This is a genomic window from Kribbella capetownensis (assembly GCF_004331485.1).
In the GTDB taxonomy this organism is placed as follows: Bacteria; Actinomycetota; Actinomycetes; order Propionibacteriales; family Kribbellaceae; genus Kribbella; species Kribbella capetownensis.
On the sequence record NZ_SJKD01000015.1, the window covers coordinates 78,440 to 91,958 of the forward strand.

General features: G+C 67.5%; 16 protein-coding genes. 4 read left to right on the forward strand and 12 right to left on the reverse strand.

The features are described 5' to 3' along the window. Positions 1 to 3: 3 nt before the first annotated feature. The 3 genes from E0H75_RS40570 to E0H75_RS40580 all read right to left on the reverse strand — a co-directional run bounded on the left by E0H75_RS40570 (position 4) and on the right by E0H75_RS40580 (position 1,977). A complete protein-coding gene (locus E0H75_RS40570; RefSeq protein ID WP_131519045.1) occupies positions 4 to 492 on the reverse strand; it encodes a CinA family protein in 489 nt (162 codons plus the stop codon). 356 nt (positions 493 to 848) lie between these two features. Further along, a complete protein-coding gene (locus E0H75_RS45185) occupies positions 849 to 1,313 on the reverse strand; it encodes an MFS transporter (RefSeq protein WP_131519046.1) in 465 nt (154 codons plus the stop codon). Positions 1,314 to 1,560: 247 nt separating this feature from the next. Then, positions 1,561 to 1,977, reverse strand: coding sequence for a CBS domain-containing protein (locus tag E0H75_RS40580; RefSeq protein ID WP_131519047.1), 417 nt, complete (start codon positions 1,975 to 1,977; stop codon positions 1,561 to 1,563). 219 nt (positions 1,978 to 2,196) lie between these two features. Between E0H75_RS40580 and E0H75_RS40585 the strand changes: the two genes are divergently transcribed. Further along, the gene (locus E0H75_RS40585; RefSeq protein WP_131519048.1) at positions 2,197 to 2,988 is read left to right on the forward strand and encodes an Fpg/Nei family DNA glycosylase; all 792 of its coding nucleotides are present in this window, start codon (positions 2,197 to 2,199) and stop codon (positions 2,986 to 2,988) included. Positions 2,989 to 3,221: 233 nt separating this feature from the next. Here the strand turns inward: E0H75_RS40585 and E0H75_RS40590 are convergent, their stop codons facing one another. Then, positions 3,222 to 4,253 carry a Ppx/GppA phosphatase family protein gene (locus tag E0H75_RS40590; protein ID WP_131519049.1) on the reverse strand — a complete coding sequence of 344 codons (1,032 nt, stop codon included), beginning with the start codon at positions 4,251 to 4,253 and terminating at the stop codon, positions 3,222 to 3,224. A 552-nt stretch (positions 4,254 to 4,805) separates the two neighbouring features. Here E0H75_RS40590 and E0H75_RS40595 point away from each other — a divergent pair. Then, positions 4,806 to 6,065: an MFS transporter gene (locus E0H75_RS40595; protein ID WP_131519050.1), complete on the forward strand. Its 1,260-nt coding sequence runs from the start codon at positions 4,806 to 4,808 to the stop codon at positions 6,063 to 6,065. A 185-nt stretch (positions 6,066 to 6,250) separates the two neighbouring features. Here E0H75_RS40595 and E0H75_RS40600 read toward each other — a convergent pair whose 3' ends face one another. The 7 genes from E0H75_RS40600 to E0H75_RS40625 all read right to left on the reverse strand — a co-directional run bounded on the left by E0H75_RS40600 (position 6,251) and on the right by E0H75_RS40625 (position 10,645). Continuing rightward, entirely contained in the window at positions 6,251 to 6,931 is a 681-nt protein-coding gene (locus tag E0H75_RS40600) for a GAF and ANTAR domain-containing protein (RefSeq protein WP_238163559.1), read from the reverse strand. A gap of 66 nt (positions 6,932 to 6,997) precedes the next feature. Next, complete coding sequence (locus E0H75_RS40605; protein WP_202873427.1) at positions 6,998 to 7,201, reverse strand: hypothetical protein; 204 nt, start codon at positions 7,199 to 7,201, stop codon at positions 6,998 to 7,000. 32 nt (positions 7,202 to 7,233) lie between these two features. Next, complete coding sequence (locus E0H75_RS43390; protein ID WP_165554397.1) at positions 7,234 to 7,374, reverse strand: hypothetical protein; 141 nt, start codon at positions 7,372 to 7,374, stop codon at positions 7,234 to 7,236. 187 nt (positions 7,375 to 7,561) lie between these two features. Beyond that, positions 7,562 to 8,212, reverse strand: coding sequence for a HemK2/MTQ2 family protein methyltransferase (locus tag E0H75_RS40610; protein ID WP_131519051.1), 651 nt, complete (start codon positions 8,210 to 8,212; stop codon positions 7,562 to 7,564). Further along, a complete protein-coding gene (locus tag E0H75_RS40615; protein WP_165554413.1) occupies positions 8,209 to 9,384 on the reverse strand; it encodes a carboxylate-amine ligase in 1,176 nt (391 codons plus the stop codon). Before E0H75_RS40615 ends, E0H75_RS40610 begins: the two co-directional genes overlap by 4 nt. Positions 9,385 to 9,855: 471 nt before the next feature. After that, positions 9,856 to 10,263 (reverse strand): BON domain-containing protein, encoded by a 408-nt coding sequence (locus tag E0H75_RS40620; protein WP_165554415.1) that lies wholly within the window; start codon positions 10,261 to 10,263, stop codon positions 9,856 to 9,858. Between the two features lie 115 nt (positions 10,264 to 10,378). Next, the gene (locus E0H75_RS40625; protein ID WP_131519054.1) at positions 10,379 to 10,645 is read right to left on the reverse strand and encodes a hypothetical protein; all 267 of its coding nucleotides are present in this window, start codon (positions 10,643 to 10,645) and stop codon (positions 10,379 to 10,381) included. A 340-nt stretch (positions 10,646 to 10,985) separates the two neighbouring features. Between E0H75_RS40625 and E0H75_RS40630 the strand changes: the two genes are divergently transcribed. Next, positions 10,986 to 11,777, forward strand: coding sequence for a GAF and ANTAR domain-containing protein (locus E0H75_RS40630; protein WP_131519055.1), 792 nt, complete (start codon positions 10,986 to 10,988; stop codon positions 11,775 to 11,777). Between the two features lie 32 nt (positions 11,778 to 11,809). Here E0H75_RS40630 and E0H75_RS43395 read toward each other — a convergent pair whose 3' ends face one another. Next, on the reverse strand, positions 11,810 to 11,983 hold the full coding sequence (locus tag E0H75_RS43395; RefSeq protein ID WP_165554417.1) for a hypothetical protein: 174 nt from the start codon (positions 11,981 to 11,983) through the stop codon (positions 11,810 to 11,812). Between the two features lie 544 nt (positions 11,984 to 12,527). Between E0H75_RS43395 and E0H75_RS40635 the strand changes: the two genes are divergently transcribed. Then, entirely contained in the window at positions 12,528 to 13,433 is a 906-nt protein-coding gene (locus E0H75_RS40635; RefSeq protein WP_131519056.1) for a manganese catalase, read from the forward strand. The last annotated feature ends 86 nt before the right edge of the window (positions 13,434 to 13,519 follow it).

Consider the following 13,519-nt stretch of genomic DNA (forward strand, 5'->3'; position numbering starts at 1 on the left):
CGTTCAGATCGTCACCAGCACGGTCGACAGCGCCTGCAGCGCGGCGATGGTTGCGAGCTCCACTACCCGCGGTGGAGCGCCGTCGAACCGATGCTGGGCGACTTGCTCTTCCGAGCCCGAACTGACGGCGAGAAACACTGTTCCGGCGGGGTGGCCTTCGTCCGGACCCGGGCCACCAACTCCCGTCACTGCCACGGCGAGATCAGCACCCGTCAAGCGGGCAACACCACGAGCCATCTGAGCAGCGCACTGCGCCGTCACAACAGGTCCCGGCTCAACGTCCAGCACCGTGAACTTGACCTCCGACGCGTACGCCACCACGCCGCCGGTGAACCACGAACTGGCCTCCGGAGCTGCACCCAAGCGGGACGCGATCTCACCGCTCGTCAGAGACTCGGCGACCGCGACGGTCAAACCCTTCTCCTGAGCGAGACCAGCAATCTGTTCCGCAATCGTTGCAGCCTCGCCGGACGACTCCTCGACAACAGCCATCCCGTCATTCTGCACCCACCTCACAGAACGGCGGATGTACCGAGGCATGGCAGCGTGGACGTGGGGTCATCACGAACCAGCAGCCGCTGCGGCGACGCGGACAGGCTGCCTGAGACTGCGAGCAGTTGCCACGCGCAGGCTCAGACGCGAGCCCGCGTTCGCCGTCACGGATACCACTCATCCCCTGCGCCGTGAGCGGTACGAAGGCGAGTCCGGTCTGCAGAGCGGAGTACCCGAGCACTTGTTGCAGGTAGAGCGTTGCGATGAACAGCATGCTGCCGAACCCACCGGACGACGCTCGACGGCGACGGACCCGACCAGCAGAGCGACCGCACCCAGGAGCACCGGAATCGCGGTCACACCGAGCTGGTCGAACCGTGAGATCCCGAACGCCAACGTCCCGAATCCGGCCGCAGCCAGCGCCGCTCCGAGCAGGTCGAGTCGAGGTGCTGTCTGATCCCGGCTCGTGGGCAGCGCTGCTGGAGCGAGCCCGGCCGCGACGAGGCCGATCGGTACGACGATGAACAAGCACCACGGCCAGCCCACAGTCGCGGTGAAAGCCCGCCGACGACCAAGCCGACCACCATGCTGATATCCATGGCCGCCGAGAGATCACCGAGCGCGCGTTGACGCTGCCGTTCCTGCCGATACATAGCCGACAGCAACGCGAGTGCCGCAGGCACAGCCAAGGCCGCGCCCAGGCCCTGAACGGCCCGGGCCGACAGCAGAAGCGCCGTACTGTGCGCGAACCCGGCAACACCGTACCGTCCAACGTCACCAAGACATCCGCGGCACACAGCAACAGCAAGACAGGCCGCCACTGCGGGCGGCCAAGACGACCTCGGCGAAGACGCCTACACCGTCGACCCCACCGCAAGTCATTCGCGTCACGCCGTCCTGGCACGCCCAGCGGTTGTCGCAAGCACGTTGTTCGCCACCTCGCCAAGTACGCCGTCTGCGCGGCATCGAAGGCTGATGGCCGAGCACCAGTGGATGTGGAGGCGTTGCGGTCGTCCAGCTGCTTGCGGATCTTGGCCTCGAGACGCTCCGGACCCGACGGACCGATCGTCAGGGTCGAGAGACATCCTGGACGACGTCACCGGTATCCGACTTGCCGAGGCTGCGGGCGACGTCGGCCAAGGCCAGCATGCCGACCAGGTCATGGCCATCGATCACCGGCAAACGCCGTACCTGATGCTCGCTCATCGTCTGCATCGCCTCTTCGGCGCTGTCGTCGGCACCGATCGTCACCGGCTTCCCCTGGGCGAACTGCCCAGCGTTCGCTGCTGCCGGATCACCACCGTCCGCAATGCACTTGATCACGATGTCACGGTCGGTCAGCATCCCCTTCAACCGGTTGTCCTCGCCGCAGATCGGCAAGGCACCGACGTCCAGTTCCCGCATCTTGCGGGCGGCCTCGACCAGGCTCTCGTTCTCACCGACACACTCGGCACCGGCCGTCATCAAGTCACGTGCGGTCGTCATCACCGAACACCTCGCTCAGTCTCACAGTCCACGATGCTTCGAGTATCCAGCCGGTGCCCGGACCGGCACTCCGCATTCGTAGGTTCACCGTTTCGTCCCGGGGAGGGGAGCAGTCAGGGAGTCACCATGATCTGTCGCGACTTGTCCGGTGACGAATAGTCCGGAGGATTCAGGCGGCATCGCCGGTTGCCGCGGGGTGCGGCGGGGTACAGCGCAAGGGTGCCGGAGTTGCCGGATGTCGAGGGTTTTCGCCGGGTGCTTGCCGATCACGCGGTCGGGCGTCCGGTCCAGTACGTCGACGTGCTCGACGCCGGCGTACTCCACGGCATCGGTGTCCGGCGCCTACGCGGTGTACTGCGGAGACGGGAGTTCGGGCAGCCGTGGCGGCACGGCAAGCAACTGTTCGTTCCGGTGGTGGGCTCGCGCGGCGGCGGCGCCGTACTGCTGCACTTCGGCATGACCGGGTCATTGCACTGGGCAACCAGTCCGCACCGCCACGACCGGATCGTCTTCGGTTTCGGCGACGGCGAACTGCGCTATCGCGACATGCGTAAGCTCCACGGACTCGGCTTCGCGCGCGATGAGAACGCCGTACGGCGTGTACTCGCCGAACTCGGTCCGGATGCGGCAGACCTGTCGGCCTCCGAGCTCAGGGACGGACTGAGCGGGCTGCGCCGACAGGTCAAACCGGCGCTCGTGGACCAGTCGGTCATCGCCGGCCTCGGCAATCTCCTGGCCGACGAGATCCTCTGGCGCGCCTACATCCATCCCCGCCGATCGTGCGCCGATCTGCACGGCCAGGACTTCGCCCGCCTCCACGCCAGGATGCGCACCGTGCTACGGAAGTCCATCGAACAAGGGCGCGTGCCACCGCGCAAGACTTGGCTCACCGGCCGTCGCGACGAAGCCTCGGGAGTCTGTCCGCGCTGCGGCACCGCGCTCTCTCACGGCCGCGTCGGCAGCAGGGGCACCACTTGGTGCCCCCAATGCCAACCAAAGACGGCCACGTGAAACGGCCGATGCCTACTCTCGCGGGAGTTGCTCGTCGGGGTCTTCGTCGGGATCGGGTTCCGGAACGGGCTGCTCCAGCGGGCTGTCGTCACCGGGCCGTGTCGTGACGTCGGGCTCGTCGGGACTGCCTCCAGGCACCACCGGTGGAACGGGCGGAACAGGAGAGGTGCTCATCGCCATACCTCCTCAGGTGTGATCCAGTCGCAGTCGGTGGGGGTTCGGTGTCGTCCGGATCAGGCGGACGGGACCGGCATCACGGTGACGTTGGCAGGCTGTGTGACGGTGGGCTCGAGCACCTCGACAGGCTGCAGAGAATCGAGCGTGAGTGGCTGCTCCTGATGCATGACAGTCTCGAGATGGTGCAAGATGATGCCTTCCCGCAGCGCCCACGGCGACACGTCAACCGATGTGATGTCGAGCGTCGTCATCACAGCGTGCGCGACGATGGCCCCGGCAACGACCTGCCGGGCACGAGCCTCGGAGATACCGCGGAGTCGAGCTCGCTCGGCCGCCGGCGCCTTCGCCAACCGGGGGATCCACGCCGCTACATCGGAGCGACGCAGGCGGCGCTGTGCGAACGGTCCGGTCCGTTGCGGCGGAGCACCGGTCAGCCGAGCCAGTTGCTTGAAAGTCTTCGAACTGGCGATCACCCTCTTCGGATCGCCCTCCCATCGGAGCCGGTCTGAGATCTCTCGCAATGTTGACCGGCTGTGGCGGCGCAGCTCACGCAACTGTCGCTTGTTCGGCGGATCGTCGGGCAAGAAGGCTCTCGTCAGTCGACCCGCGCCCAGGGGCAGCGACACAGCCAGCTCAGGCTGCGCGTCGCGACCGAGGGCGATTTCCATCGAACCACCACCGATGTCCAGCACCAGCAACCGCCCGGCCGACCAGCCGTACCAGCGGCGGACCGCCAGGTACGTCAGCCGAGCCTCGTCCTCGCCCGTCAGGAACCTCGGCTGAATCCCCGCCTCGTCCCGCAACCGCGCCGCGATCTCCGCGCGATTCGAGGCATCACGCACCGCCGACGTCGCGAACGCGAACAGCCGATCCACCTGCAACGACCGCGCTGCGGCCACCGTGTCGCGAACCGCCTCGATGACCCGGTCGACGCCCTCCTGCGCGATCGAACCGTCCGGCTGAATCGCCTCACCGAGCAGGGTTGCGTGCTTCACCGCATGCGTCGGCAGCGGCGGCGCACCGGGTGACGCCTCCACTACCTGCAGCTGGGCCGAATTCGACCCGACATCCAGCACACCGATTCTCACGCGACACCAGTTCCCACACCCGAAACACCGTCCATCGCGTGCCGATGCGTGCCCGCGGCTCTTGTCGTTTCATGGCACCTCCTGAACAGATTGCCTGATGCCACCGACCCGTCACACGATGCGAGCGACGAACCCGCGACTACGCTCACGTCGCCTCGATGCCGTCTTCCGACTACAGCACGCGTTCCGGCTTCGCCACCGGGTTCGCGCCGTACCCGACACCTCCGGTACCTCGCCCACCGGGGTCAACGGCCTGGCGGCGGCCGGGCGAAGGGCGCCTGCTCGGTTGCCTTCACCTCCACACGCGGCAAAGAGCTCGTGACAGCCGCCGACTTTGCCGTCGGCACCAGGGGTCTCGATCCGGATTCCGGCACCTTCAGGTTGGTCGTGCCGACATCCACCCCAACCAGGCCGCCTTCGAGCCCCGCCGGGAACGGTCGGTACCGCGAAATTGACCCCGCACTGCGAAGCAGGTAACGTGCCCCACCCCTAGCGACGCCTTCGGAGTGACGGGGTGGGGTTGTCCACCCACCCGGCTCCACGGAGGTTCGCGTGTCTGACAGCCAGAGATGGCGGCAGCTCGACTTTCGGCTACTGCTCATCGGCCAGACCATAAGTCAGTTCGGCGCCCAGGTCAGCGGCGTCGCTGTGCCACTCCTCGCAGTACTCGTCCTCGATGCGTCGCCGGCGGCACTCGGCCTGGTGACGGCCGCCGGGACCGTCGCCTTCACGCTCGTGGGCCTGCCGGCCGGTGCATGGATCGACCGCCGGCGACGTCGCCCTGTGCTGATCGGCAGCGAACTCGCTCGTGCCGTCGCCCTCGCGACGCTTCCTCTCTCGGCAGTGTTCGGCCTGCTGACGATGACGCAACTGATCATCGTCTCTTTCCTTGTCGGGGTCGCCCGCGTCTTCTTCGACGTCGGCTACCAGAGCTACCTCCCCTCGATCATCGGCAACGACCGGCTGCTGACAGGTAATGCTGCGATCGAGACAGTACGGGCGTCAGGCCAGGTCCTGGGCCCCGGCATTGGTGGCTGGCTCGTCGCGACAGCCGGCGCCGTGAACGTCGTACTGATGCAGGCAATGACCTCTGCACTCTCCGCGGGATCACTGGTGGCGATCCGGACATCGGAGCTTGCACCGGACCAGTCGCCAGAGCCTCCACGGTGGCGCACGGAGATCAAGGAAGGCCTGGTATTCGTGGCACGGTCACCGAGTCTGCGAGCGATCGCTCTCACCAGCGCCACAGGCAATCTCGCCTTCGCGACAGCGGCCTCGGTCTCCTTCATCTTTCTGGTGCGGACCCTCCTGCTGTCGCCTCGGCTGATCGGCTTGCTGCTCGCGGCAGGGTCTGTGACGGCCATGGCGGGCGCGGCGCTGACGCCCCTGCTCGCTCGCCGGTTCGGCTCAGCTCGCATCATCTGGTTGGCTTTGGCCGCAACCGGTCCACTCGCCTTGTTGACGCCGCTCGCACAACCCGGCTGGTCCGTGATCCTCGTCGCGGTCGGCACCGCAGCAGGGGAGTTCGGTCAGATCGTGTATGCGATCAGCAGTCTGAGCCTCCGGCAGCGGTTCTGTCCGCCACAGCTTCTCGGCCGCGTGAACGCGACGATGCGCTTCCTCATCATGGGCCTGTTTCCGCTCGGGGCAGCGCTGGGCGGTATCCTCGGCGAGCTGGTTGGCATCCGGGCCACCCTGCTGATCGCCGGCGCCATCGTCGCCGTCTCGCCTGTTCCCGTCTATCTTGCCCTGCGCGGCGTCCGCGACGCCGACGAACTCCACGCCGACCGACAGGCGGGATCGACCGGGTAGCCTACCGGTGCCGCGCTCTCCCGACGCGCGTCGGCCCCACAGCTGTACGACGACTGATCGGCCAGGACTCGTCCACGCAGTTGGCGCAATCGTCTGGGTGGATGCTGGTCGCCGCCCTTGGTTTCGCAGTCGCCGGAGCGATCCGGGCGTGGCAGACGGTCATCAGCGCTCGGCCGCGAGCGCTGTCAGTGAGGCAGTTCGCGGGTATCGACCAACTGGTGGGCGACGTCGCGCAGTTTGGTGTTGGTGTCTTGGGAGTAGCGCCTCAGGACCGCGAACGCCTGATCAGCAGTGATGTCGAAGCGTTCCATCAGGATGCCCATTGCCTGTCCGACCAGCTTGCGGGCATCCACAGCCTGAACCATCGCGACTTCATGCCGGGCCGTGGCGACTGCGACCGAGGCGTGCCGGGCCAGGATGTGCAGGCTCGCTTCATCGTCGACGGTGAACGCCTTCGACTGGGTGTTGTACAGCGACAGGACGCCTGTTTTTCGGTCGCCGGCCGTCATCGGGACATGCAGCGCACTTCCGATCCCGGCGTCCGCGGCTGCGGATTGCCGCGCGGCCAGCGGTGGTCGGTGGCGACGTCGGGAACGACGATCGTGGCGCCGGACAATGCGGCAAGCGCCGGCCTCGATCTCGACCCGGTACAAGGTACCGAGGATCGGATCGGTGACCAGGCCGATCTCTGCGCGGCCCCCTCGGACCGCTAGCACGACGCCGGCGTGACTGCAGTTCTCGGCCTGCAACGCGAACTGCACCACCGTCTCCAGCGTCTCGTCCACTCCTGGGGCGTCGTGCAACTCGATCGCCAACTGCGCGAACATATCGGCGTCGAATGACTTGGCGGGATCCAGCAGGGCCATCTCGGTCTCCAAGCGAAATGTGGTTGCCGTGGGCACCCGGGGCCTGACCCCGCCGACACCATGGTGCTAGCTCCGGCCCCGCAACTGTTCGTTGATACGCAGGGCTTCGGCGAGCTGATCTTCCAAGATGATGATTCGACAGGCTGCCTCGAGGGCAGTGCCCTCATCGACAAGTTCGCGCGCTCTGGCCGCGAGACGCGTCGACGCCACCAGCCGGGTGAACCCTGGGACGAACAGGAACCCCACGGTGAAGCCGGTCGCGATCCACACCGAGATGCAGAACGGGCAGGTCAGGAGTTCTCCTACTGCGGCGACGTCGTACGGCAGACGCAGGAACCCCTCTGCAGCTCCTGGTCGCCGGTCCCGTCGCCATCGGTGTCGAAGAAGGTCGCCGGATCCAGCTGATAGATCACCCACCCGTCGAGCCCACGAGCTTCAGACACACCCACCGCCGCGGCACGCCGGACGGGAGCTGCAGTAACCCCATCAGCAGGAACGCCCCGGGCGAAGGGAGAGATGAACCCCGAAGCCGACCACAGCGAACCGATCTACGGCGGTAGCGGCAATCGCACAGGACGCCAGGCCAGGATCACGGGCGGCGACTGCTCTCCACCGTTATGTGCCTGTGGGTCAGCGGGCCGGTGGGATGCTTGCCCGGATGATCACCACTTCCTCCTCGTCGACGTCGGAAGCGATCGTCCCTGCGGCTTGCTGGGTTCGCATGAGGGGGCCTAGCGGACCCCGCTCACGCGCTCGCACTTCCACGTCGACCAGGCCGGCTCGTTGCAGCCGATCCAGGGTCGCGTCCGTATCGATCAGGGACGAATGTACGAGAAGAAGGACCCCACCAGGGCGCAGGTGGGCGGGGGCCTTGTCGCACAGTGCGTCGAGGACGATCCGCCCGTCATGGCCCGCTTCCCATGCCCGGCACGCCCCACGGCGGGGCACGTCGGGCCGGGGCGAGGGTACGTACGGCGGGTTGCTCACGATCAGGTCGAACCGCTCCCCGGCCACAGGTGAGAACGTCCGTCCCCTCAGCGTCCGGATGCGGAGGCCGCACCGGAGCGCGTTGAGCTTGACGGTCAGTAGCGCTCGCCGGGAGACGTCGGTCGCGGTAGTGGCCGCGCCGCACGCCGCCGAGGTGAGTGCGAGGACACCGCTCCCGGTGCAGACGTCGAGCACCCGGGAGCCAGGCCCGATGGCCTCCTGACGGATGGCGCGGGCCAGCATCCACGAGTCGGAGATGGGAGCGAAGACGCCCGGAAGGGTCAGCAGCTTCATTCGGTGAACACCTCCGCGAGCCAGGGCATGACCCGTTCGGGACCGAGCGCTCGGAGGTGCTCCACCACTGGGTTCTCCACCATCGCTCGTACGTCGTCCAGGCCGTCGGGAGCGTAGGACTCAGCGGCATCGATCAGGTCGTGGAGGCAGCGGCGGGCGGGTCGGGCCTCGCCGGTGCGCAGGTCGAGGAGTTCGCCGCGGACGCCGTCACGGAGCGCGGCCCACCGGTTCTCCGCAATCCGCCAGGTCGGCGCCGGCGGTTGGAGCTCGCCGAGGTGGTGAAGCTCTGCGAACCGGGCGGCGAGCGCGTGCACGAGCCTTGCCACCGCGCTGGTCCCGTCCACAGTCGGCTGTACGTCGAGGACGCGCAACTCGAGCGTGCCGTAGCGCAGGTGCGGTCGCAGCTCCCACCACCACTCTGACGTGTCGGAGACCGCGCCCCCTCGGACCAACCAGGCGAGGTCCCCGGCGAGCTGTTCCCAGGAGGCGATGATCGGGGGTATGCCCTGGCGAGGCAGCTCGGAGGCGATCACAGGACGCACCGAGCACAGGCCCGTGTCCCGTCCGGCGGCGAATGGGGCAGCACCCGCCAGCGCCGCCAGCTCCGGGAGAAGATCCCGCAGCGCGTGGTAAACGCCTAACGTGCAGTCGGCATCGCCGAAGGCCAGGTGCACCTGCAGCGAGGACACCAACTGCCGCTCGATGATCTGGCGATAGCGGGCACCGAGGTTGGCGGCCCGCGCCGTGGCCGACAGTGCGGTGCGTCCGTCGAGGAGCGGATGGACAGGAGCGGCTGCCACGGCCAGGTCGGGGCCGCAGGCGGCGGCGAGCAGTGCTCGGCATGTGCGCAGCTCGTCGATGGCGACCGCCACCTCCTGGTGGACGGAGGTCGCGATCTCGAGCTGGCACGCCGGCAGCTCCGGCTTGACCCGAGGGTCACCGATGTCCGCCACCACGGCGGCGGCGTCGGCCGGCAGCCAGCTCCCCCGGTACACCACCAGGAGCTCTTCCTCGAACCCGACCGTGCCGGGAACAGTGCTCGAGAACAGCGACTTAAGCGTCGCGGCATCGAGCGGCCTCGCGTCCAAAGGTGCGGCGTCGAGCGGGGCGTCGTCCCACGAGCCAGATGTCGGAGTGCCGGTGGAGTCCTGCGACCCGTTCCGATCGATCACGGGCGCGCTCACCGGATGGCGCACACCTATCGAGGTGGAGGGGTGGAGGGATTCGGCGTCGGCCATGGGAGCCTCTCGTCCGCGCCGGGCGCTCCGCGCGACCCGGTAGTTCCTGAGGCTGCCCCTTGAACCTCGGCCACCCGATACCCGCCGCCTCGTGACCCAATCCTCGGCGAGGCACGGCCGGTCTGGCCGATCGCCGGGTGTACAGGCCGTGTCGCGAGGTACCTCCTCGCACCCATTGGTCCCAGCGGTGAAATTGCAGTTCGGCCCTGTCGCCTGACCGTTGGGTGCCGCTTTGCGTCGGACGATTGGGGCACCGCCTGGCACAGCACCCTGTCGTCGACCTCGATCGGGCTGTACGGACTCGGCGCGGCGAGCTGGACACCAGGCGGGCTGCACGACGCAGCGGCCGGCGTGCTGGTTCCCAACGCCGGCGGCCTCGCACGAACGAGCAGTCCCGTGGTGGGGTCAGGCGGACGTGAGGTGTGACCGGACGTCGTGGACTCCGGCGATGCCTTCGATGGCGCTGACGATCTCGGTTTCCACGTCGCTGTTAGGGATTTCGCCGTGCAGGATCACGGTGCCGTTCTCGACCGTGACGAGCACCCGCGGCACGTGGAGCCGCTTCTCCAGCGGTCCGATGCTGGAACGCACGCGGTCGGCCAGCGTCGCGTCGTCCACGTTGGCGTCGGGATGGCGCCGCAGCGCGTGGTAGGCCATGCCCTTCGCCTGGCCGACCCAATGGCGGCCTCGGCGGCGCAGATCCGCGATCGTGCTCTCGGCACGGCTGGAATTCCGCAGCTTGTCGATACCGATCTTCGCGCCGACCGCGGCACCGACCACCGCGGCGGTTGCGAGCAGTTTGCGCATAGTCATCATCGCCTCCAGCGCCGCTCCACTATCACCATGGTTCACCTTGTCGGGCTGTGATGGAACCCGAGTACCGCCCTGACCCCTGCGCAGGGCGGTACTCGTTTGTTGCGGAGTGGTTCTACCGGTCGTCGGAGGAATCGCGACTGCCGGACTTGGCGAGGCCACGGCTGACCATGTAGCCGATCGTCAGCAAAGTGACGTCGAACCAAGCCTCCTTCGCCCCGAACGCTCCGTCGTCGACCACCGCGGAAGCGATCAGGACGCCCAGCACGGCCAGCACGTAAGCGACCAGTTCGGTGGTCTTGAAGGCTGGCTTGGTGCCGGTGCCGATACCGCGCTCGGAACGGATGGCGTGGTTGGCGTTGGTCTCAGAATGAGCAGACATGAGCGTGGTGCTCCTTAACTGGATTCAGCGAAGCACCTGGCGTCTCAAGTGCGGAAGCGGGCTGATCGAGCGCCGCTGCCAGCGCGGTGCCCCTCCGAGCCACCGCGAAACCTCTGACGACGAAGCAGGACCTGTTGCCACGCCTGCATCAAGCCTGCAACGTCGACGAGTTGCTCGAACTCAGGCGGATGGTGGTCAGGGCCAAAGACCTCGCCCCATCCCCGACCCTGCATGTCCACGTGAGCGCGCAGAGTCCGGGTTCTCCGTGGCAAGGAGTCCGGCAACCGGTCGGCCCGGCGTCTGAGGCGGAGCCGAGCTGCCGTGAGGGATGATGTGGGGTATGGATCACACCGTACGCCGGGGTGCCGACACCGAGCCACCGCGGGAAACCGACCGGCAGGCGATTCACCCGGCCGATGGGGAGGCCGCGGCTACGTTCGCGCGGCTGGCCGTCGAGTTGCATGAGGCCGATGGCGTTGACGAGACCGTTGAGGCTGTCGTCCAGTTCGCACTCCAGGCGTTGAACTGCACCTACGCCGGCGTCGCCCTCCACACCCGGGGCTCCAGGCCCGAGATCGCCGCCGTGACCGATCAGGTCGTTGCCGACGTCTACAACCTGCAGATCGACGCCCAGGCCGGGCCCCTGGTCGAGTCGCTGCGTGACCGGACCATCGTGCTGATTCGCGACACCACCTCGGACAACCGCTGGCCGGACTGGGCCGTGAAGGTCGCCGGTCTCGGCGTCCGCAGCGTGCTGGACGTACCGCTCGCCGTCGGCGCCAATGGACAGTCCGTGGGTGTGCTCGGGCTCTACAGCCCTGATCCGGACGCGTTCGGAGCCGACGACGAGGCGATCGCACACATCCTCGCCCGGCACGCGTCGGTCGCGCTCGCGACGGCGCGCCGCGAGCAGACCATGACGCGAGCCGTCGACGCCCGCAAGTTGGTCGGCCAGGCGATGGGGATTCTGATGGAACGCTACGACCTCGACGGCGACCGCGCGTTCGCGATCCTCAGGCGGTACTCCCAGGACACCAACACCAAGCTCCGTGACGTCGCCCAGCAACTCATCGACACCCGCAAACTCCCCGGCACAGCCGAACCCAGGACTGAACGCCGTACCCGGCCGTGATGACGAGCCGGCGGTCGCGCACCCTGGTCTGCTCACCGCGCGCGACCTGAGCCGTTCCAGCCCAGACCTGACGGCGCGGGCAACGAGGTCCGGGCGAGATCGGCCAGGGCCGACGCCAGCCGATCCGCGCGGTCCTGGTCGTCGGCGAAGGTGAACTGGGCCAGGATCCGGCGGTGGTCGGACAGCCCGACGTTGATCGCCCGCACCGACCGCAACCAGTCGGCGGCCTGGAACCCGAGATGCCCGCGTCCAGAGTGTCGATCATGATCTGCAGCCGATCGAGGTCGTGCGAGGCCTCTTCGGCGGGCAGCCGTTCCTCGAAGACCCGGAGCCCTGGCAGATTGTCGATCTCGCCACGGGTCGCCCGGGCCAGCTTCAGCGCAGACCCGAGCAGCTCCCCACCGTGCAGCACCATCTGCCACCGCGTGTCCTCGGGTCGCGCGCGGGTCTCGTCGCTGCCGGAACCGGCCAATTCCGTGGACGAAGGCAACTACCTTCTCGTCGCGACGTAGCGCGTCCGGACGAGCTACGCCGCCGGGTAGCACCACAGCCGCGAGGTCATCGACCGCCAGATCGGCGAATGACCTCGTCGATCGGCGCTGTCTCCGTCGCCGTCAGGTGGTCGAAGGTTTGGGGTTCGAAGGTGCGCATCGACGGTGCTTTGCGGGGTACCGAGGGCCGATCGGCCCTCACGTGGGTCCAGTCAGGAACCGCGGTGGCCAGTTGTCAGAAGTCGACCAGGGAGTCGCCATGTTCCGTCATACGAAGCGATTACAGTTCGAGGCCAAGCCCGAGCGTTCCGATCCCGTCTATGCACGCAAGTTGCAGGAGCTCATCGGTGGCGCCTTCGGCGAGATGAGCGTGACGATGCAGTACTTGTTCCAGGGCTGGAACTGCCGGATGGAAGGCAAGTACAAGGACCTCCTGATGGACACGGCGACCGAGGAGATCGGTCACATCGAGATGCTGGCCACCATGGTGGCCCGGTTGCTCGAGGGAGCACCTGCGACGATGACGGCCGAGGCCGTCCAGGATCCCGTGATGGCGGCGATGATCGGCGGGATGGACCCGCAGCAGGCAATCATCGCCGGCGGCGGAGCGCTTCCGGCGAACTCTCAAGGGGTGCCTTGGAACGGCGGATACATCGTGGCCAGTGGGAACCTGCTGGCCGACTTCCGGGCGAACGCCGCCGCCGAAGCGCACGGCCGGCTGCAGACCGCGCGTCTTTACAAGATGACCGACGATCCTGGCGTCAAGGCGATGCTGCAGTTCAATCTCGCCCGCGACACGGTGCACCAGAAGCAGTGGTTGAAGGCGATCGAGGAGCTGGAGTCCGATGGGCTCGAGGCACCGATCGTGCCGAACGCCCTGTTCGACGAGGAAGACCAGGAACACAACCACACCATCTGGCGGCTGTCCGACGGCACCGACGGGCGCAAGGGCGGCTGGACCGACGGTGACGACCCGCTGGAGTACCTGACCGATCCCGAACCTCTCGGCGGCCCGGCCTCAGCGCCTGCACCGGACCCGGCGCTGTTCGGCACGTACTCGACCAGTCAGGATCTGAAGGCGACGGTGAAGTCCAAGGCGAGGTCAGCCGCCCAGAAGGCGACGAAGAAGGCCAAGAAGTCGTCGACCCGACGATCAGCCAACTGATCGATCCCCCAGCCGACCACTACACGGCGCATGCTCAGCTCAGGCAGTCGGGTTGAGCACCCGCGCGCGGAGTCCGGCATTCGACC